Origin of the sequence: Pseudomonas sp. PSB11 (genome assembly GCF_014596605.1) — a bacterium.
Taxonomy (GTDB): Bacteria; Pseudomonadota; Gammaproteobacteria; order Pseudomonadales; family Pseudomonadaceae; genus Aquipseudomonas; species Aquipseudomonas umsongensis.
Genome location: NZ_NOIO01000002.1, coordinates 21,380 through 40,205, shown reverse-complemented (window position 1 = coordinate 40,205; position 18,826 = coordinate 21,380). Strand labels below are relative to the sequence as shown.

General features: G+C 61.1%; 19 protein-coding genes. 10 read left to right on the top strand and 9 right to left on the bottom strand.

Annotated features, from left to right (window positions below; all coding sequences use genetic code 11):
• The first annotated feature begins 114 nt into the window (after positions 1-114).
• The 3 genes from CGA21_RS03175 (at position 115) to CGA21_RS03165 (ending at position 3,184) form a co-directional block, all read left to right on the top strand.
• Entirely contained in the window at positions 115-1,449 is a 1,335-nt protein-coding gene (locus CGA21_RS03175; protein WP_052024732.1) for an acetamidase/formamidase family protein, read from the top strand.
• A gap of 144 nt (positions 1,450-1,593) precedes the next feature.
• A complete protein-coding gene (locus tag CGA21_RS03170; protein WP_110753019.1) occupies positions 1,594-2,433 on the top strand; it encodes a DUF692 domain-containing protein in 840 nt (279 codons plus the stop codon).
• On the top strand, positions 2,426-3,184 hold the full coding sequence (locus CGA21_RS03165) for a DUF2063 domain-containing protein (RefSeq protein WP_110753017.1): 759 nt from the start codon (positions 2,426-2,428) through the stop codon (positions 3,182-3,184). Before CGA21_RS03170 ends, CGA21_RS03165 begins: the two co-directional genes overlap by 8 nt.
• A 138-nt stretch (positions 3,185-3,322) precedes the next feature.
• Here CGA21_RS03165 and CGA21_RS03160 read toward each other — a convergent pair whose 3' ends face one another.
• Positions 3,323-4,633 (bottom strand): ATP-binding protein, encoded by a 1,311-nt coding sequence (locus CGA21_RS03160; protein WP_110753015.1) that lies wholly within the window; start codon positions 4,631-4,633, stop codon positions 3,323-3,325.
• Positions 4,630-5,370, bottom strand: coding sequence for a response regulator (locus CGA21_RS03155; protein WP_008063067.1), 741 nt, complete (start codon positions 5,368-5,370; stop codon positions 4,630-4,632). The genes CGA21_RS03160 and CGA21_RS03155 overlap by 4 nt, the downstream gene beginning before the upstream one ends.
• A 293-nt stretch (positions 5,371-5,663) precedes the next feature.
• Between CGA21_RS03155 and CGA21_RS03150 the strand changes: the two genes are divergently transcribed.
• The 3 genes from CGA21_RS03150 to CGA21_RS03140 all read left to right on the top strand — a co-directional run bounded on the left by CGA21_RS03150 (position 5,664) and on the right by CGA21_RS03140 (position 7,546).
• Complete coding sequence (locus CGA21_RS03150; protein ID WP_110753013.1) at positions 5,664-5,927, top strand: DUF2790 domain-containing protein; 264 nt, start codon at positions 5,664-5,666, stop codon at positions 5,925-5,927.
• Positions 5,928-5,973: 46 nt separating this feature from the next.
• On the top strand, positions 5,974-6,186 hold the full coding sequence (locus CGA21_RS03145; RefSeq protein ID WP_110753011.1) for a hypothetical protein: 213 nt from the start codon (positions 5,974-5,976) through the stop codon (positions 6,184-6,186).
• 145 nt (positions 6,187-6,331) lie between these two features.
• Complete coding sequence (locus CGA21_RS03140) at positions 6,332-7,546, top strand: cytochrome c biogenesis protein DipZ (protein WP_188263503.1); 1,215 nt, start codon at positions 6,332-6,334, stop codon at positions 7,544-7,546.
• Between the two features lie 85 nt (positions 7,547-7,631).
• Here the strand turns inward: CGA21_RS03140 and CGA21_RS03135 are convergent, their stop codons facing one another.
• Positions 7,632-8,618, bottom strand: a complete 987-nt coding sequence (locus CGA21_RS03135; RefSeq protein ID WP_188263502.1) for an AraC family transcriptional regulator — start codon at positions 8,616-8,618, stop codon at positions 7,632-7,634.
• 175 nt (positions 8,619-8,793) lie between these two features.
• Between CGA21_RS03135 and CGA21_RS03130 the strand changes: the two genes are divergently transcribed.
• Both CGA21_RS03130 and CGA21_RS03125 read left to right on the top strand, forming a co-directional pair.
• Positions 8,794-9,063 carry a DUF4242 domain-containing protein gene (locus CGA21_RS03130; RefSeq protein WP_110753005.1) on the top strand — a complete coding sequence of 90 codons (270 nt, stop codon included), beginning with the start codon at positions 8,794-8,796 and terminating at the stop codon, positions 9,061-9,063.
• A 39-nt stretch (positions 9,064-9,102) separates the two neighbouring features.
• Complete coding sequence (locus tag CGA21_RS03125) at positions 9,103-9,915, top strand: class I SAM-dependent methyltransferase (protein WP_110753003.1); 813 nt, start codon at positions 9,103-9,105, stop codon at positions 9,913-9,915.
• A 23-nt stretch (positions 9,916-9,938) separates the two neighbouring features.
• Here the strand turns inward: CGA21_RS03125 and CGA21_RS03120 are convergent, their stop codons facing one another.
• The 3 genes from CGA21_RS03120 to pcsA form a co-directional block, all read right to left on the bottom strand.
• Positions 9,939-10,865 (bottom strand): universal stress protein, encoded by a 927-nt coding sequence (locus CGA21_RS03120; protein WP_188263501.1) that lies wholly within the window; start codon positions 10,863-10,865, stop codon positions 9,939-9,941.
• A 214-nt stretch (positions 10,866-11,079) separates the two neighbouring features.
• Positions 11,080-11,466, bottom strand: a complete 387-nt coding sequence (locus tag CGA21_RS03115; protein ID WP_188263500.1) for a DUF488 domain-containing protein — start codon at positions 11,464-11,466, stop codon at positions 11,080-11,082.
• A 4-nt stretch (positions 11,467-11,470) separates the two neighbouring features.
• Positions 11,471-12,193 (bottom strand): phosphatidylcholine synthase, encoded by a 723-nt coding sequence (gene pcsA / locus CGA21_RS03110; RefSeq protein WP_110752997.1) that lies wholly within the window; start codon positions 12,191-12,193, stop codon positions 11,471-11,473.
• A 248-nt stretch (positions 12,194-12,441) separates the two neighbouring features.
• On the opposite strand from pcsA, the gene CGA21_RS03105 reads away from it, so the two are divergent.
• Entirely contained in the window at positions 12,442-13,185 is a 744-nt protein-coding gene (locus CGA21_RS03105) for a tellurite resistance TerB family protein (protein ID WP_188263499.1), read from the top strand.
• A gap of 116 nt (positions 13,186-13,301) precedes the next feature.
• Here the strand turns inward: CGA21_RS03105 and CGA21_RS03100 are convergent, their stop codons facing one another.
• Positions 13,302-13,745 (bottom strand): cupin domain-containing protein, encoded by a 444-nt coding sequence (locus CGA21_RS03100; protein ID WP_188263498.1) that lies wholly within the window; start codon positions 13,743-13,745, stop codon positions 13,302-13,304.
• A gap of 184 nt (positions 13,746-13,929) precedes the next feature.
• Here CGA21_RS03100 and ligD point away from each other — a divergent pair, with 184 nt between their 5' ends.
• A complete protein-coding gene (ligD, locus tag CGA21_RS03095) occupies positions 13,930-16,530 on the top strand; it encodes a DNA ligase D (RefSeq protein ID WP_188263497.1) in 2,601 nt (866 codons plus the stop codon).
• A gap of 83 nt (positions 16,531-16,613) precedes the next feature.
• On the opposite strand, the gene CGA21_RS03090 is transcribed toward ligD, so the two are convergent.
• Positions 16,614-17,288: a DUF3313 domain-containing protein gene (locus CGA21_RS03090; RefSeq protein ID WP_110752989.1), complete on the bottom strand. Its 675-nt coding sequence runs from the start codon at positions 17,286-17,288 to the stop codon at positions 16,614-16,616.
• A 46-nt stretch (positions 17,289-17,334) separates the two neighbouring features.
• The gene (locus tag CGA21_RS03085; protein WP_110752987.1) at positions 17,335-18,603 is read right to left on the bottom strand and encodes an OmpP1/FadL family transporter; all 1,269 of its coding nucleotides are present in this window, start codon (positions 18,601-18,603) and stop codon (positions 17,335-17,337) included.
• Positions 18,604-18,826 lie beyond the last annotated feature (223 nt).

Sequence of the window (18,826 nt, the reverse complement as noted above, 5' to 3'; positions counted from 1 at the left end):
GACTGCTTCTCGATACAGTCCCCGCCAATTCAAGGCCACCCCCGAACACAGACCAGATACAAACCTGCGCTGAACTGTGAGGACCATTCGCTCCTGACTCCGATGGGGATCATCATGACAACGCTTGTGCCTCAACCCACTCTCAACGCCGCGCCGGTCGATCGCCTGCGAGTCGATCGCTACACCAACGGCATCATTGGCCCGAGCCAGCCGATGCTCGGCCCGCTGGCCGACGGCGGCACCCTGGTCACCGGGACGCCGCCAGGTTGCTGGGGGCCGATGATCACGCCCGCTTTCGAAGGTGGCCATGAAGTGACACAACCGGTGGCCATCGCCGGGGCGCAAATCGGCGATGCCGTGGCGATCAAGATCAACAGCATGCGCGTCACGTCGCTGGCCACTTCCTCCGGGGTCATGAGCTTTGTCGAGGGGCGCTACAACGGCGATCCGTTCGTCTCCAAGTTCTGCTCCAAATGTGGCACCGAGCACCCGGCCAGCCATGTCGAAGGTATCGGCGAGGACGCGATTCGCTGCAACCACTGTGACGCCGAGGTCAGCGCATTTCGCTTCAGCCATGGCTATGTGATCGTCTTTGACGCACAGAATCAGGTCAGCCTGACGGTCAACCAGGACATCGCCAACCGACTGGCCGGCAATGCCTCTGAGATGTCGGCGCTGCCGGAGTTCGCCGCACAGCATTCAATCCTGTCCCTGGCCCGCGCCGATATCCCCGGGGTTGCCGCGCCTATGCGGCCGTTCCTCGGAAACATCGGCACCCTGCCGTCCCGAGACATTCCCGACTCGCACAACTGTGCCGACTTCGGCCAGTACCTGATCAATGCGCCGCACCGTTTCGGCATGACCCGCGAAGAGCTGCACGCGGCCAAGACCGACGGCCACATGGACACCAATTCGGTCCGCGAAGGCTGTGTGTTGATCTGCCCGGTGAAAGTGCCGGGGGCCGGGGTTTACATGGGCGACATGCATGCGCAGCAGGGCAACGGCGAGATCGCCGGCCACGCAACCGACTGTTCCGGGGAAACCGAGGTGGTGGTGCAAGTGGTGAAAAACCTGACGCTGGAAGGGCCGATCCTTCTGCAAAACCTTGATGATCTGCCACCGATGGCGCGGCCGATGGATGCCGGACAGCGCGCGAAAGTCCGGGAGCTGGGAGAGCGTTGGGGCCAGCACGAGATCGAACAGAGTGGCCCGATCACCTTCATCGGCAGCGGCGAGAACCTCAACCTGGCGGTGGAAAACGGCTTGACCCGCGCCGCCACCGTCACCGGCCTGCCTTATGACGAAGTGCTCAATCGCGCCACCATCACCGGCTCCATCGACATCAGTCGCCTGCCAGGCACTGTGCGCGTGACCTTCCTGTGCCCGATGGATGTGCTCGATCGCATGGGCATCGGTCATCTGGTGCGCGAGAAGTACGACCTGGCGTGATGCCTGGATGCGGGTTTGTACCAGAGTGTGTACAGACCCGCTGGCGATACAAGCCTTGCTGTTTTCGGTCGACCCGCCACACAGGCCCGATACATCCCTTCGATTAACTGTGATGACATTCTGACAACCCTTGGGATCGACATCATGCAAACCCCTGTCACATCAGCACAGGCCAGCGTCGGGCTCGGCCTGCGTCGCGGTTTGATCAAAGACCTGCTGGCCGCCCCGGCCGGCCATTTCGACTTTCTTGAACTCGCGCCGGAAAACTGGATCGGCATCGGCGGCGCCCATGGCCTGGCGTTGCGAACCCTGGCCGAGCGCTACCCGTTATCCTGCCACGGCTTGTCCCTGTCCCTGGGCGGGCCATCGCCGCTGGATGTCGAATTCCTGCGAGAGGTGCGGGTCTTCCTCGATCACCACGACGTGCCGCTGTACAGCGAGCACTTGAGCTACTGCAGCGACGACGGTCACCTGTATGACCTGTTGCCGTTGCCCTTTACCGAAGAGGCGGTGCATCACGTCGCCGCGCGCATCCGTCAGGCCCAGGACATTCTCGGCCGCCGCCTGGCGGTGGAAAACGTCTCCTACTACGCCGCACCGCAGCAGGACATGGACGAGGTCACGTTCACCAACGCCGTGCTGCGCGAAGCCGATTGCGACCTGTTGCTGGACGTCAACAACGTATACGTCAACTCGATCAACCATGGTTTCGACCCGCGTACGTTCCTGGCCGGGATCGATACGAATCGTGTGGTGGCCATGCACATCGCCGGGCATTTCGATGAGTCCGACACCTTGAAAATCGACACCCATGGCGCTTCGGTGAAACCGGCGGTGTGGTCGTTGCTGGCCCAGGCCTATTCCCGATTTGGCGCGCAACCGACTTTGCTCGAGCGCGATTTCAACTTTCCGGCGTTTTGCGAACTGGTCGCCGAGTTGCAGACCATTCGCCGGTTGCAAACCGAGGGGGTCAACCGTGGTTAAGCGTACCCTGCACGAGCAACAAAACAGTCTGGGGCGCTACGTGCGCGACCCCGAGCGTTACGCGCCACCGCCGGAAATGGACCCGGCGCGGGCCCAGGTATATCGCGACCTGGTGTTCGCCAACATGTCGTCATTGATCGGCGGCACCTTTCCGGTATTGGTGAAGATTCTCGGCGACACGCAATGGCGGGCACTGGTGCGGATTTTCCTGCGCGACTACCGCGCCCACACGCCGAAATTCGGCGAAATCGCCCAGGAGTTTGTCGAGTTTCTGGCCTCTGAGCCTGCGGCGCTGGCGGCTGGCCCCTGGCCGCCGTTCATGGTCGAACTGGCGCACTACGAATGGGTGGAAATGGTCCTGCAACAATCCGAAGCCGAGCCGTTGCGCGGTGGCGATGTCGATGGGCTGCTGGATTGTCCGTTGCAGGTTTCGCCATTGGCCTGGCCCCTGGCGTATGCCTGGCCAGTGCAGTTGGTCGGGCCGCATTATCAGCCTGATGCGCCGCCGGATCAGCCGACATTGCTGCTGGTGCGTCGGGACCCGGATTTCAGTGTGAAGTTTTCTGAATTGAGCCCATTGGCGTTTCGGTTGTTGCAGCGTATCGAGGAATTTCCCGGGCAGACCGGACGTGCGCAGTTGCTGGGATTGGCGGCGGAGGCGGGGATGACGGAATCGACGGTGTTTATGGACAGTGGGCTGGGGTTGTTGCGGCAGATGCACGGGGAGGGCGTCGTAGGCGTCGTTGCTTGATGATCGTTCCCACGCTCTGCGTGGGCAGGCATCCCGTGACGCTCCGTGTCACCATTGCGCAGGACACAAGCCTTGTGTTGTTAGCGGAACGCGGAGCGTCCCTGGCGGCATTCCCGCGCAGAGCGTGGGAACGATCGTTTAGCCACGCAACTTGAGCTCTGCACATAACCCGCCACCCTCGCGATTGCTCAAGGTCAACGATCCCCCGATCGCCAATGCCAGCTGTTGCGCGATGGCCAATCCCAACCCGGTACCGCCAGTGCTGCGGTTGCGCGAATTTTCCACGCGGTAGAACGGCTGCATGACCTGGGCCAGTTCCGCTTCGGCGATGCCCGGGCCACGGTCCATGACCTTCACCGACACGCTGCCATCGGCTTTCTTCTCAACCAGCAATTCCGCAGCGCCAGCGAATTTGAGTGCATTGTCTGTCAGGTTCACCAGCACCCGGCGCAGAGCGTGGGGGCGGGTGTCGATGACGCTGGCGCTTTTGCCGCTCAGCTGCACTTGCTTGCCCATGTCCTGGTAATCGAACACCAGGCTGTCGAGGAACGAGTCCAGGTCGGTGCGTCGACTTTCTTCGGTGGCGCCGTGGACGCTGCGGGCGTACGCCACGCCTTCTCGCACCAGATGTTCCATCTCGCCCAGGTCGTTCCACAGCTTGTCTTTCTCCACCGAGTCGTCCATGAATTCGGCGCGCAGTTTCATCCGCGTGATCGGTGTTTGCAGGTCGTGGGAGATCGCCGCCAACAGTTGCATGCGTTCCTTCAGGTAGGCGGCGATGCGTGCCTGCATGGCATTGAAGGCCTTGGCGGCATGGGCTACTTCGGTCGGGCCTTTTTCGTCCAGCAGGACCGGGTGGGTGTTGGGGTCGAGGGTGTCCACGGCTTCAGCGAGACGGGTAAGGGGGCGGATGGCAATCCGTACGGCCAGCCAGGTGCAGGCAATCATCAGCGCCAATTGCCCGAGCAGCACCATGGGCAGCCAGGGCGACAGCGGCACCATCGAGGGCCGCACATCGATGGTCAACGGGCTGCCGTCGGACAGTTTGAGGTGCACCTGGAAGTGCTTCGCAGGCCCTGGAATATCGCTGAAGGTCATCGGGTAGTCCTTGCCGATGGAATTCTTGATCGAGGTCATGGCAATCGGCGCCTCGGGCATGTCCGTGTCCATGGCGGTGCCGGGTGAGCCTTCATTGAGCAGATAGCGGTAATTGCGCCGATCCAGTTGCTGCAGCCAACTCGCACGCTCTTGCGCCGGCAGGCGGTCGAGGATGGCGATAGAGGTCGAGACGTCGGTTTCCAGGTTACCGAGCATGGTGTTTTTCGAGCTTTCATAGCGCTCGTAGTACTGCGCACCGAAGGACAGCGCCTGGGCGAGGATCAGACCGATCAGAAAAATCAGCGACAGTCGCGAAGCCAGGGTGCGGGGCCAGCGCAGCGACAGGTTCATGCTGGCGCACCGACGATTTCCACCGGCAGGGAAAACACGTAGCCCTCGCTGCGTACGGTCTTGATGTAGGCCGGCTCGCGGGCGTCGTCCAGCAGGCGCTGGCGCAGGCGACTGACCAACAGGTCGATGGAACGATCGAACAGGTCGGCGTCGCGGCCCTGGGTCAGGTTGAGCAACTGGTCGCGATTGAGCACCCGTTGCGGATGATCGAGGAACACCCGCAGCAACCGATACTCGGCACCGCTGAGGGCGACCATGGTGCCGTCGCCATCGAGCAGGTGCCGGGCGGACGTGTCCAGGCGCCAGCGACCGAAGGCCAGCAAGCGGCTGGATTCGGTCACCACCAGGTTCGGTGGCAACATGCGCGTGCGGCGTAATACGGCGTTGATCCGCGCCAGCAGTTCACGGGCGGCGAAGGGCTTGACCAGATAGTCGTCGGCGCCCATTTCCAGGCCGATGATGCGGTCGGTTTCGTCGTTGCGCGCGGTGAGCATCAGCACCGGGGTGGCCTTGTGTTTGCCAGCGCGCAACTCGCGGCAGAGCATCAGGCCGTCGTCGCCCGGCATCATGATGTCCAGCACGATCAGGTCCACTGGCGTGGATTCAAGGAAGCTGCGCATCTGCCGGCCATCGGCCACGACCGTGGTGCGCAGGCCGTTTTTCTTCAGGTAGTTGCCCACCAGCTCGCGTATCTCGCGGTCATCGTCAACGATGAGAATGTGATCGACGTGCTCCATGGGGACTTGCCTCTGTCAGTGGGGGATATCGCACAGTCTATCGAGCCTTGGCCCGCTCGCCCGCCGCCCTTTGTATTGCAGTGTATCTGGCCTGCCAACGGATACACACCGACGCAAAAACAGCCAATTCCGGTGGTTTTGTATCCCTCTGTATCCCGCAGCCACCCAGATACGTACCGATTTACACGCGCCGGTTCCCGACACATACGGGATACCTCGCAGGCTTCTAATAGGTTCCATCGAGGCAAACCCAAGCGCCTCTACCCACAAACGATGAACCTTGAGGAACCACCATGAACACCAAAGCCATCTACGCCGCTTGCCTGTTTGCCGCCCTGAACATCTGCACCTTGTCGGCCCGCGCCGAAGCTGACGTTACCCCGATGAGCTACAGCTATGGCACGCACCTGGACATCCAGAAAGTGTTGTCGCTGAAACAGGATGCCGCGCCTTCCTGCGGTGTGGTGAATGCCCAGCTGACCTACCTGGATTCCCAGAGCAAGACCCAGGTACTGGACTACCGCAAATTGGCTGACAACTGCAATTCGGACAACTGAGTCCGGCGAACACCCTTAGCGCATCCAATTCAGCCAGGAGTACATCATGAACAACGTCACCCGCTTCTTGACCGCCATTGCTTTCTCCGTTGCCGGCGCCGCGGCCCATGCCAACGCCGCTGTAGAACAAAACGCTTGCGGCGCCAGCACCTGCTTTCAGCTGACGCCGGTCGCCGGGAAGGGCGGTGATGCCTTGCTCGCCGAAAACGGTTCCAGCCGAACGCCGCAGGGCAAGTTGCTGGATAGCCAGACGGTCTGAGCACACCGACTCACTCTGTAGGAGCTGCCGCAGGCTGCGATCTTTTGATCTTGCTTTTTAACAACCAAAAGATCGCAGCCTCGTTTCACTCGTCAGCTCCTACAGACGCCGCCCATGCCTCCCCACATATCAAAAAGGTGATCCCATGTTACTCATCGCTTTCCTGGGCGGCATATTGACCGTCCTCAGCCCGTGCATCCTGCCGGTCGTTCCCTTCCTGTTCGCCGGGGCCGACCGTACGCGCTCCTCGATCCTGCTGACCCTGGGTGGCATGGCCCTGACGTTTGCCCTGATCTCCAGCCTGGCAGTCGTCAGCAGTGAATGGGTGATCCAGGCCAGCAACACCGGCCGCCATGTGGCGCTGATCGTGATGGTGCTGTTCGCCCTGTCGCTGATTTCCGCACGGGTCGGCGACTGGTTGGCGCGTCCATTCGTGGCGCTGGGCAATCGCATCGACCCCAACAGCCGCACACTGTCCGGCCCGCTGAGTTCGATCATGATTGGTGTCGCTACCGGCCTGCTCTGGGCGCCCTGCGCCGGGCCGATCCTCGGGGTAATTCTCACCAGCGCCATGCTGCAGGGCGCGAACGCCGGGACCAGTCTGTTGCTGGTGGCCTACGGCCTGGGTAGCGCATTGTCGTTGGGCACCTTGATCTTCGCTGGTCGTGGCCTGGTCAATCGCCTGAAACCATCGATCCCGGTCACAGGCTGGTTGCGTCGTGGTGCCGGTGTGGCGGTGCTGGCCGGTGCGGCGGTGATTGCCACCGGAGCAAACGATGTGCTGCTGGCCAACACCTCGTCGCAAGGTATCAGCAGCGTCGAGAAAGGCTTGTTGGAAACCGTGCCGAAAGTCGTCGATTACTTCGTCAGCAAGGTCAAGGCCGAGACCATGGACAATGCCCAGGGCGCGATGCCGTCGCTGGCTGGTGCGGTGGAGTGGATCAACTCGCCAGCGCTGACCAACGAATCGCTCAAGGGCAAAGTGGTGCTGGTGGACTTCTGGACGTTCGACTGCATCAACTGCAAGCACACCCTGCCGTACGTCAAGGACTGGGCGAAGAAGTATGAGAAAGACGGCCTGGTGGTGATCGGTGTGCACACCCCGGAGTACGGGTTCGAACGCATCATCGACAACGTCCGGGACAAGGTGAAGGAATACGGCATCACCTACCCGGTAGCGATCGACAACAACTATGCGATCTGGCGCAACTTCGACAACCAGTACTGGCCTGCCCACTACCTGATCGATGCCAAGGGCCAGGTGCGGTACACGCACTTTGGTGAAGGTAGTTATGACACTCAGGAGAAGATGATCCAGCAATTGCTTGAAGAGGCGAAGACCGCTGTTCCAGCGGCTTGAAGTCAAAAGATCGCAGCCTGCGGCAGCTCCTACAGTGAACGCATACTCTGCAGGAGCTGCCGCAGGCTGCGATCTTTTTGCGATATCAATGGCTCACCTCACCGTGAGCCATTGATCGATTGCCCTGACTACGCCGCCACGCCGCCGGCGGCGCGCCATACTCCCGGCGAAACGCGCGACTGAACGCCGTGTCGGTCTGGTAACCCACCTCTTCGGCGATGCGCATCAACGAGCTGTTACTGCTGCGTAACAGATTGGCCGCCAGCAACATGCGCCATTGCGTCAGGTACTGCATCGGCGTGACCCCCACCAGTTGCGCAAAACGCTCCGCCAGGACCGATCTTGAGGTGCCGGCGGTGCGCGCCAGTTCATCCAGCGTCCAGGCGTGGCAGGGTTTCTTGTGCAAGGCGTTGAGGGCCGCGCCGACGATCCGGTCGCTTACGCCGGCCAGCCACCCGGTCCGCCCCTCGCCGTGTTCGTGCATGTACAGGCGCAGTACTTCGATGAAGAGCACCTCGGCCAGTTTCGCCAGCACGCCTTCGCCGCCAGGCCTTGGCGATCGCGCTTCCGCCAGGGCATAACGCACCGAAGATTCCAGCCAGATGCCGGCGTTCGAACCGCGCACATTGACCCTGACCACCGGCGGCAGACCTGCCAGCAACATGCCGGCCAAACGCGTGTCGCAGGCCAGGTAGCCGCACACCAGGCGCGTCACTGCACCACCACCGCCATAACTCAACTGCCGCGGGCGCCGCGCCAGCACCTCGTCGAGCCGCGCACCGCTGGCGGGCGTCAAACCCGGTCGGGAACTCATGCGATGGGCGTGGCCCTGGGGGAATATCACCACGTCCCCGGGGTTGAGCAGCAGCGCAGGATCATCGCCCAGTTCGACGTAGCACTCGCCTTCGGTAATCAAGTGGAAGATCACCACCCGTTCGGCACCGGGTTCCAGGAACGGTGCCGCCGTGTCGGCGCTCGGCGACTGATAGCACCAGGGGGCGGTGAACCTGGCGTTGATGAAAATCGCGCCGACCAGGCGGACGACGCGCAGGGTCTGTGACAGGGCATCCATGAGCGTTTTCCCGTGTGGGGGTTTCTGATTGTGAGCGCGTCACGGCCCAAGGTGTATTCTCCGGACGATCGGGCAGTGTTCGCCGACGATCGGACAGGACGCCGATCAGCGTCAGAGCGATAGTTTGCCCACAGGGCCATCTGGCCCTGTCATCAATAAGAAAAGTGAGGTTGCCATGCCCAAGTTCGTCATTGAACGCGAGATTCCAGGCGCCGGAGCACTGTCAGAAAGGGATTTGAAAGCCGTCTCGCAAAAGTCCTGCAAGGTGCTGCGCGAGTTGCCAGAGGTGCAATGGCTGCAGAGTTATGTCACAGGCGACAAACTGTATTGCGTGTACATCGCGCCAAACGAGGAGCTCATCAGGGAGCATGCCCGGCAGGGCGGTTTCCCGGCCAATCGCATTTCCCAGGTCATGAACATCATCGATCCCACGACGGCTGAGTGAGCGTGTGCCCGATCCTGTTCCAAACCAGAGATTGCCTCCATGAGTACACCCATTGATCTTACTGCCTTGAAAACCCGTCAAATGGCCGCTTGGGCCAGTGGCGACTACGCCGTGATCGGCACTACCTTGCAGATCGTCGGCGAGCAATTGGCCGAGGCTTGCGACCTGTTGTGCGATGAACAGGTGCTGGACGTTGCCGCCGGTAATGGCAATGCGACCCTGGCCGCCGCGCGTCGCGGTTGCCGGGTGGTGTCCACCGACTATGTGGCTGCATTGCTCGAGCGTGGCGAAGACCGTGCCCGTGCCGAACGCCTGAACGTGACCTTCCAGGTGGCTGACGCCGAAGCGTTGCCTTTCGCTGATGCCAGTTTCGATGCCGTGCTTTCAACCTTCGGTGTGATGTTCGCGCCGGACCAGGCCAAGGCCGCTTCGGAGCTGGCGCGAGTGTGTCGCCCCGGTGGCCGGATCGGCCTGGCCAACTGGACGCCGGAAGGTTTCGTCGGCCAGATGTTCAAGACCCTGGGCCGGCACATGCCGCCACCGCCCGGCGCGCAACCGCCTTCGCAGTGGGGCACGGAAGCCTGGCTGCACAAGCACTTCGACGAGCGCGAATTCCTGTTGCAGGTGACTCGCCGGACCTTCAACTTCCGCTATCGCTCGGCCGAGCACTTCATCGATACCTTCCGCAGCTGGTACGGTCCGATCCACAAGGCCTTCGCGGCGCTACCCCCTGATGGCGCCAAGGCCCTGGAAGACGACCTGACCGAACTGCTCAACCGCCTGAACCGGGCGGGCGACAGGTCGATGGTGGTGCCCAGTGAATACCTGGAGGTGGTCATCACCAGGCGTTGAGGCTCGGCCAATACATCGGGCGGCTATTCATCCAGCCGCTCGGTGTACACCACCCACACGCTGCAGGGCATTTTGTATAGCAGATGCTCCACCGTACTGCCGATCAGGCGCCCCATGCCACGATGGCCGAGACGGCCCATGACGATCACGTCGACGTCGAAGGTATCGGCATAGCGGCTCAGGACCTTGGCTGGATTACCCATGATCATGTGCCGTTGCGGTTCGGCGATGCCATTGCGTTGGGCCAATTCGTTGAAGGCCTCCAGCTGTGCGTCATACAGTGTCTTGTTGTGGGTCGAGGAAAAAAACGCCGAGCCGTTGTCAAAGCCGAATTCGTCCGAACTGATGGACGAAAGGTCATAGGCGTAGACCACATCGAGCTCGGCATTGCAGGCAGTCGCCAGTTTCGTGGCCTCGTGCAGGATGCGGTCGTTGAAAGTCTTGTAGTGATCATCACGATGAAAGGGGTCGACGGCTGCGACCACTTTGCGCGGTAGCGCGTTGACCGCATGGCTGACGAAGTGTAACGGCACCGGACACTCACGCAGCAAATGCACATCCAGTGGGGTGAAGATCAGCCGCGATAGCAACGACTGGTGCTCCAGCGCCTTGATCAGCACGTCCATCGGCTGTTCCTTGAGGTGAATCAGGATTTCCTCCAGCGGGTTTTGCACCCACGTTACTTCCGTTGTGACGGTTACGCCGATTTTGCGCAGGGGCCGGGCTTGGTCTTCCAGCCACTGACGGTGGCGATCGACGTAACCCAGGCGCATCTGTTCCAGCGCTTTTTCATTGACCATGCCAGCCGTGGCGAGGCCTTCCAGATAGTCGAAGGCCACGATGTGCAACGCCGCGCCCTCTGCCTTGGCCAGCGCGGCCGCCCGGTCGAAAGCAGGGCTGTGTTCCATCAGCGGCGAAGTCACCAGCATGAAGCGAGATTGACCAGACATGACAAACCTCCCGTGGGGTTGAGACGACGGTTGTTTGGCTTGGCTTCAATCCTTGAGTATTGACCATGATGGGTGGGGGTGTAGCACTGTAGGAGCGAGCATGCTCGCGAAAAAACCGAGAGCACCGCGGGGTGTCAGGTTCCCCGCGTCATCGTTGACTTCCATCGCGAGCAGGCTCGCTGCCACAGAAGATCGGGTACAGCAGCGAGCGTATCTACACAACCACCGCCCCCCGCGCCTCAAGTAGCTCACGCAACACCGAGCGATGACAATGCGCTTCGTCCTCGCAATAACACCCAACGGCCAGGGACGTGTGATGCGAAAGAGCCGCCAGCAGATCAAGCAACTGGCTGGGGGCAGGGTGGTTCATTTCGGCCTTGAACTGGCGCCTGAACGCATTCCAGGCCTTCTCGTCTTCAGCGACCTGGGCCTGGTGTACCAGCTCCGGGCTGGGCGAAAGCAGCGGCTGCCACACGTCGTAGAAATCCCGGCTGGCAAACTCCGCCTTGGGTACACCGCGGGGTGGACGGCGCACGGTGCCCAGGCGCAGGCCCTCGCCGGGTTTTCGCGGGGAGCCGAGCCGTACGATATGAATAGGCATGGCGCTACTTGAGCCGCGATTCGTCGAGCCACTCAAGCGCCGTACGCCACAAGCAGATACCCAGGAAGTACGCCGACATCAACAGCCAAAGCCCCATGACCATGGGGTTGATCACCGGGTGGTTGACCACCAGCGACAGGCTGCACAGCAGCCAGATCGCCGTCACGGCAATGTTGATCGGCATGAAGCGGCGCACGCGAAACGGATGCAGGAATTTCATCCGGGTGAGCGTCAACAGGGCCAGGCCGATCACGGTGAGGAAGGTGATCCAGGGTGACGGCGCGATGATGTACAGGCACAGGGCAACCACGTTCCAGGCGGCGGGGAAGCCCTGGAAGTAGTTGTCCTTGCTTTTCATGTTGACGTTGCAGAAACAGAACAGCGACGACACCAGGATCAGCGACACGGTCAGCAGCAGTGTGTAGTCCGGCAACGGGATGTAGCGATAGATGAACAGTGCCGGAATGAATACGTAGGTCAGGTAGTCGATCACCAGGTCGAGAATCGAGCCGTCGAAACTCGGCAGCACCGACTGTACGTTGACCCTGCGCGCCAGCGCGCCGTCCAGGCCATCGACGATCAAGGCCACACCCAGCCACAGCAGGCAACTGGTGGGCTGGTTTTCGAGCAGGGCGAGGGTGGCGAGGAAGGCGGTGACCACGCCGGTGGCGGTAAAACCATGGGCGCCCCAGGCTTTAAGCCTGGCGATGTGTAGGGTCGATATCACGGGGGCGTTCTCCAGAAAGTGAAGCAAGCCAGTCAACGCCCTCATCTGGCGGGCGGCGGCAAACCGGGTTGGGTTGCAAGTATCGACCGGGTATCCGGGAATAAGGTTCACCACCCATGAATCTTAGCTGCGCCGTAAAAAAATACAGCGGATAAACCGGTAATGTGTCAGCCAGACGGTGGTAGCACATTTACGCGCGAGGGCTATCGTTGTCTGACTGGATCACTCCCATCGATGAGGACGTCGTCATGAACACCAGCGATCTGCTCGAACAATTATTGCGGGCCGGCCAGGGCTCGATGGCGCAACGGGGCGGCGGTGGGGCGTCGGCTCAAGGTGGCTTGGGTGACTTGGGCGGATTGCTCGGCGGCCTGTTGGGCGGTGGTGGCGCCAGCCGTTCGGGCGCTGGCGGCATGGGTGGCCTGGGTGGCTTGCTCGGTGGCTTGTTGGGCGCAGGATCGTCAATGGGCCGCGCGCCGCAATCGCGCTCCGCCGGTGGTACCAATTATGCAGCGCTGGCTTCGCTGGGGATGATGGCATTCCAGGCGTTTCAGGCCTGGCAACGCAGTCAGGCCACGCAGCAACAACAGGCGCCGCAGCAGGCGATGCGTACGGTGGACATGCTGACGGGTCCGGAAGTCGAGGAACACAGCCACGCGATCCTGCGGGCGATGATCGCGGCGGCCAAAGCCGATGGCCGCTTCGACGACGCCGAGACACAAATGATCAATGCCGAAATCGCCCGGCACACCGATGATCCGCAATTGCAGCAGTGGCTTGATGACGAAGCCGCCAAACCGCTTGACCCTGCCGAGGTGGCACAATCGGCAACCGACCCCGGCATCGCCGCCGAGATGTACCTGGCCAGCGTGATGCTGGTGGATGATCAGCAGGATGCCGAGCGCAATTATCTGGATGAACTGGCGGCTGCCTTGAATATCGATCCGGATTTGCAGGTACATCTGGAACAGCAGGCCAAGGGCACAGCCTGAAGGCCTCTGTAGGAGCTGCCGCAGGCTGCGATCTGTTGATCTTCAGCGATCTTTCAGGCGCAAAAATCAAAAGATCGCAGCCTGCGGCAGCTCCTACAGAGAGCGAGGTCGGTGGATCAGGAGGGCGGTGGTTCGGGCACCAGGAAGGTCACGCCAAAGCGCTCCGCCACCTCAAATATCCGCGGAAGATCCTCGGGTACCTTGAACCGGTCCATCGCCGTAAAAAAAAGCCCGCCTCGCGGATCGGAGACCACGCCGATCATCTTTGCCGTGGGGCTGACGTTCCTGTAGGCATGAATCGCCCCGGCTGGAATATGCACATAGCCTCCGGCCGAGACGGTGGTGGAGGTGCCTTCGACGGTCACTTCGACCTGACCGTCGACCACGTAGAACGCTTCGTCCCATGGGTGAAAGTGCGGGGGCGGGCCGCCACCTTGAACGCCTTCCTGGATATGCATTTCAAACGGTTTGCTGAGATCACCGCCAGCCAGGACAGTGATCTTTTCGCCAACGACATTGACCGATGCCGGTGGGGACTGGAGGACGTGAACCGTGCGCATGATGGCTCTCCGCAGATGAGGCAGCATCCGCCGATTGTAGGCGCTTGAACGCTGGCCGGCAGCCGCGGTACGGGGCCGTCCGTCCGGGCAATTTCGACGGCGATGGAATTTTTTTCGCCAAGGCTCGCTCTGCTGAGAGAGGGACGTGCTGATTCAGCGCCCTGCAGCGAACCGCGGGTGAGCCATGAACAAAAATCTCGATGACTACAACCGCATGCGCGATTTTTCGGCGACGTCGGAACCTGTCGCCGTCAAACCCAAGGGCAGAAAAAAAACCAAGGATCATGCCTTGCAGTTCTGCATCCAGAAGCACGATGCTTCGCGCCTGCATTACGACTTTCGCCTGGAACTCGACGGTGCGCTCAAGAGTTGGGCGGTGCCCAAGGGACCGTCGCTGGACCCCAAGGTCAAGCGTTTGGCGGTACATGTCGAAGATCATCCGCTTGATTACGCCACCTTTGAAGGCAGTATTCCCGAAGGTCACTACGGTGCGGGGGATGTCATCGTCTGGGACCGTGGCGTGTGGATTCCTCAGGAGGATCCGGCGAAGGCCTATGCCAAGGGCCGGCTCAAGTTCGAACTGCAAGGCGAGAAGCTCGGCGGCCTGTGGAACCTGGTGCGCACGCACATGCCGGGCAAGCAGGAGCAGTGGTTCCTGATCAAGCACCAGGACGGTGCCGCCCGGCCGGAAAGTGATTACGACGTGGTGGTCGCCGAACCCGACAGCGTGCTCAGCGAACGAACGATCCTGGGCAAAAAAACCAAGGCGACCAAGGCAACCCAAGCCAAGGCCATCAAGCCGCCGGCGGCGCCAACGCGCAAAGAAACGTCCAAGCAAAAGTCCGTGCCACTCACGGGCGCGCGCAAAGCCAGGCTACCGGACCAGATCAAGCCGGAGCTGGCGACGCTGGTGGAAAAGGCCCCGGGCGGACAGTGGAGTTATGAAGTCAAGTTCGACGGCTACCGGATCATGGCGCGTATCGACCATGACGAGGTCAAGCTTTTCACTCGCAACGGTCATGACTGGACCCACAAGCTGCCCGACCAGGCCAAGGCGCTGGCGGCGCTGGGCCTGGAATCGGCCTGGCTCGACGGTGAAATGGTGGTGACCGACGAGCAAGGCGTACCGGACTTCCAGGCCTTGCAAAACGCCTTCGAAGCGGGCCGCAGTGGGAATATCCTCTACTACCTGTTTGATTTGCCCTATCTCAATGGCGTGGACCTGCGCGAGGTGCCTGTCGAGGAGCGCAGGGCGGCGCTCTCGACTGTACTCAAAACCAGCAAAGACCCATTGCTGCGCTTCTCCGACGCCTTTGGCGAAGACCCGGAAGCCCTGCTCAATAGCGCCTGCCAGATGCAAATGGAAGGCCTGATCGGCAAACGCCTGGGTTCGCCCTATGTATCCCGGCGCAGCAGTGACTGGGTCAAACTCAAATGCAAGCATCGACAGGAATTCGTCATCGTTGGCTTCACCGACCCCAAAGGTTCACGCAGTGCCTTCGGTGCATTGCTCTTGGGGTTGCACGACCGCGACAGCGGTGAATTGCGCTACGCAGGCAAGGTCGGCACCGGGTTCACCGAGGCAACGCTCAACAGCATTCATCAACAACTCATACCCTTGCAGACGAAAAAAGCCGCCGTGGTCAACCCGCCCAGCGGTGCCGAGTTCAAGGCTGTGCATTGGCTCAAACCCAGCCTGCTGGCGGAAGTGGCCTTTGCCGAAATGACCAAGGACGGTTCGGTGCGCCATGCGGTGTTCCATGGCCTGCGCGATGACAAGCCCGCCAAAGACATTACCGAGGAGCGACCGACTGCCGTGAAAACTGCCCCCGCGAAAAAAGCCGCCGCCAAACCGACGGCCTCGAAGAAGAAAGCCGAACCAGCACCCTCGCAAATCGGTCTTGAGCAGGGCAAGGTCCGCATCACCCACCCCGACCGGGTGATCGACGCCAGCACGGGCGCGACCAAAGTGCAGCTGGCGCAGTACTACGCCAGTGTTGCCGAATGGATTCTGCCTCAGCTCAAGGATCGGCCTGTGGCGCTGGTACGCGCGCCAGATGGCATCGCTGGCGAACTGTTTTTCCAGAAAAACGCCGAACGCCTGGCGATTCCCGGCATCACCACCCTCGACCAGCAACTCACAGGCCAGCCGATGATGGTGATCAACAACGCCGAAGCCTTGATTGGTGCGGTGCAGATGAGCACGGTCGAGCTGCACACCTGGAACGCCACCACCGACAACCTCGACAAACCCGACCGCTTCGTCCTCGACCTCGACCCGGACCCGGCGCTGCCATGGAAGCGCATGGTCGAGGCCACTCAGTTGACCCTGACGGTGCTCGACGAACTGGGACTCAAGGCGTTCCTCAAGACCAGCGGCGGCAAGGGTATCCACCTGGTGGTGCCGCTGACTCGCAAGCATGGCTGGGATGAGGTCAAGGACTTCAGCCACGCCATTGTCAGCCACATGGCCAAGATGCTGCCGGAGCGTTTTTCTGCCGTTTCGGGGCCGAAGAACCGGGTGGGGCGGATCTTCATCGACTACTTGCGTAATGGCTTGGGCGCCACCACGATCTGCGCCTACGCCGTGCGTACCCGCGAAGGGCTGCCAGTGTCGATGCCGATTTTTCGAGAAGAAGTCCCAACGCTCAAGGGCGGCAACCAGTGGAACATCCACAACGCGCATGAACGCCTGGCCGAAGTGGGCGATGAGCCCTGGGCGGACCTGAAGAAAACCCGGCAGACGATTACAGCCGAGATGCGACGGCGAGTGGGGATGAAGTAGGCGCTGCCGCAGGCTGCGATCTTTTGATGTTGTTTTTTATAATCAAAAGATCGCAGCCTGCGGCAGCGCCTACAGGAGGTGCGTTATTTTATGAAGGCCTGGAAGTCGCTACCCAACTTGTCGATCGCCGCCTTGAAATCCTGCGCGGTGATTTTCTGGCTTTCGTTTGACAGCTGTTTGCCGAACACCTTGCGCACCACCTTGGCCACGGTCTGGTTGCTTTTCGCGTCAATGAACTCCGCTTCGATAAACAGTTCGGTGTCCTGGTCCCGATGACCCGTAGCGGCCTGTGTAGCACCAACGACGGCGGCGATGGGCACTACCTCATACCATTTCATCCCTTCGTTGGAAGCGCTCACACCGGTGATGGCGGCGCGCATGACCAGGGTTTTCGCTCCCTTGGGTGCGGCGCTTGGACTGGAAACCACGCGGTACTTCTGCCCCAGTGTCGACTTGGCTTTGCTGGTCATGTAGTTCTGGATGTCATTGAGAGTCTGCTGGTTGACCCGCTCGTTGGGCTTGGGGGCCGGGTAGAGCTCCAGGCGGTTGAACGCCACCGTGTCATAGGCGTCGGGGTTCCACGAAGGGCTGACCCAGCGCATCGCCGTGCCACCGCTGGGCGTTTCGACTTCCTGAAGGTTGTTGTAGTTGGACAGGTAGCCGGAATACTGCTCCCGCTCGGTGACTTTCGAGGTACAACCGCCGAGCAGGAGCCCGGCCAGGGCAGTGCCGACGAGCAATTTTCGGGTCAGGTTCATAGTGCTGTGTGCTCCTTGGGTAATTCGTCTAAGCGTAGTCAGATAATCAGAAACGCCAAGTCATGTTCCCGGTCACGGCTTGAATCCAGGTATTGTCGAATTGACCGGAAATTCTATTGCCAGACAGGTCCTTGCTCTGATCAACCGGCATGTCGCCCATCCAGACCATGGCCCAACTGAGGTTGACGTCGGTGTCTTTGTTCAGCGCATAGGTGGCGCCCGTCGCAATGCGCCAGGATTCGGCCATGGGCACGATCACCGAACGCTTGCTGTCGGACACGGCACTGCTGTCGTAAGCCACGCCGACGTTCCACAGCCATTGCTCGGTGGCCTGGTATTGCGCGCCGAGTGACAGGTGCCAGGTGTCCTTGAAACCGGCGTCGATGTTGGTGGATCGGGCATCGTTTGCCGAGGTGTCGACCTGGACACCGATATCGCCGAATTCCGACCAGTCCTGCCAATTGACCGAGGCCAGCAGCGCCCATTGCCGGTCCAGTTGCTGGAACAGGCTCAGGGTCACGGTTTGCGGCACGGTGATATCAAGTTTGGTGTTGGTACCATCCAGTCGTTGCAGTAGCGGGCCGTTTCCCTTGATGTCCAGGCCGTCCTCGAACTCAAGGTCAACCTTGCTGGTGTAGGTCAGGCCGATGCGGGTACCAGGTTGTGGGGCGTAGATCACCCCGACGTTGGCGCCGAAGCCCCAATCCTTGTCCTTGTATTTGAACTGGCCGTCGCCGCGTTCGGTGAAGCCGAAGGGCGACCGGTCAATGGCGGTCTGGGCCTGGAGCATGCCGTACATGGCTTTGACGCCGACACCCACCGACCACTGATCGTTGAAGCGGTAGGCCACGCTGGGCACCAGCGACAGGCCGAGCAGGCTGGAATTCTGCGAAAAGTAGCGGCCCGACCAGTCATTGTCGTAATTGACCGCCAACCCGAAGTCGCCGTACTGGCCGAAGCCTACACTCCAGTGGTCGTCCAGTTCATGGCTGACGAAAAAACTGCCTCCGGGCAACGGATCAAGGGCGTTGCCACTGCCACTGCCGGAGACGTTGGTGCTGTCGTCGCGATCGAACGAGATATCGCCGTAGAGCACTTGCAAGCCGGCAGTGATCTGCGTGCCTGGCAAATAGCTCATGCCCGCCGGATTGCTGGCAATCGTCGAGGGGCCTTGGGCCCGGGCGGCGGCACCGGCGTTGGCCAGGCCGACGTTATCGGTGGCGACTTCGTAAAGCATGATGCCGCCAGCCTGTACCTGCTGGCAGCACAGAGCGAGCAATGAGACGGCGGGTAGGGCGCAATTTTTCAGCTGCATGGGGTCACCTTTGTGCATTCCCATTACGGACACCGGTGGCTGTCGCCATCGACCGGTGTCAACTCCCCTGAGAGCAGTCAACTGACTGCCATGAAATTTGTTTCCCACGCGAAAGAGCGTAGGTAGGTCTCGAGAAATATCCAGTAATTAGTGAGTTAAAACCGATAGTTCAGGCTAAGGCTCAAGGAGCGTTTCCAGGGTGCTCAACGCGCTCTGTCGCATC

Excerpts from the sequence above, each read along its gene's own strand:
- CGA21_RS03125 (WP_110753003.1), top strand. The coding sequence starts at position 9,103 with ATGAGTACACCCATTGATCTTACTGCCTTGAAAACCCGTCAAATGGCC.
- CGA21_RS03145 (WP_110753011.1), top strand. The coding sequence starts at position 5,974 with ATGAACAACGTCACCCGCTTCTTGACCGCCATTGCTTTCTCCGTTGCC.
- CGA21_RS03100 (WP_188263498.1), bottom strand. The coding sequence starts at position 13,745 with ATGCGCACGGTTCACGTCCTCCAGTCCCCACCGGCATCGGTCAATGTC.
- CGA21_RS03135 (WP_188263502.1), bottom strand. The coding sequence starts at position 8,618 with ATGGATGCCCTGTCACAGACCCTGCGCGTCGTCCGCCTGGTCGGCGCG.
- ligD (WP_188263497.1), top strand. The coding sequence starts at position 13,930 with ATGAACAAAAATCTCGATGACTACAACCGCATGCGCGATTTTTCGGCG.
- CGA21_RS03090 (WP_110752989.1), bottom strand. The coding sequence starts at position 17,288 with ATGAACCTGACCCGAAAATTGCTCGTCGGCACTGCCCTGGCCGGGCTC.
- CGA21_RS03170 (WP_110753019.1), top strand. The coding sequence starts at position 1,594 with ATGCAAACCCCTGTCACATCAGCACAGGCCAGCGTCGGGCTCGGCCTG.
- CGA21_RS03155 (WP_008063067.1), bottom strand. The coding sequence starts at position 5,370 with ATGGAGCACGTCGATCACATTCTCATCGTTGACGATGACCGCGAGATA.
- CGA21_RS03130 (WP_110753005.1), top strand. The coding sequence starts at position 8,794 with ATGCCCAAGTTCGTCATTGAACGCGAGATTCCAGGCGCCGGAGCACTG.
- CGA21_RS03140 (WP_188263503.1), top strand. The coding sequence starts at position 6,332 with ATGTTACTCATCGCTTTCCTGGGCGGCATATTGACCGTCCTCAGCCCG.
- CGA21_RS03115 (WP_188263500.1), bottom strand. The coding sequence starts at position 11,466 with ATGCCTATTCATATCGTACGGCTCGGCTCCCCGCGAAAACCCGGCGAG.
- CGA21_RS03085 (WP_110752987.1), bottom strand. The coding sequence starts at position 18,603 with ATGCAGCTGAAAAATTGCGCCCTACCCGCCGTCTCATTGCTCGCTCTG.
- CGA21_RS03105 (WP_188263499.1), top strand. The coding sequence starts at position 12,442 with ATGAACACCAGCGATCTGCTCGAACAATTATTGCGGGCCGGCCAGGGC.
- CGA21_RS03160 (WP_110753015.1), bottom strand. The coding sequence starts at position 4,633 with ATGAACCTGTCGCTGCGCTGGCCCCGCACCCTGGCTTCGCGACTGTCG.
- CGA21_RS03175 (WP_052024732.1), top strand. The coding sequence starts at position 115 with ATGACAACGCTTGTGCCTCAACCCACTCTCAACGCCGCGCCGGTCGAT.
- CGA21_RS03120 (WP_188263501.1), bottom strand. The coding sequence starts at position 10,865 with ATGTCTGGTCAATCTCGCTTCATGCTGGTGACTTCGCCGCTGATGGAA.
- CGA21_RS03150 (WP_110753013.1), top strand. The coding sequence starts at position 5,664 with ATGAACACCAAAGCCATCTACGCCGCTTGCCTGTTTGCCGCCCTGAAC.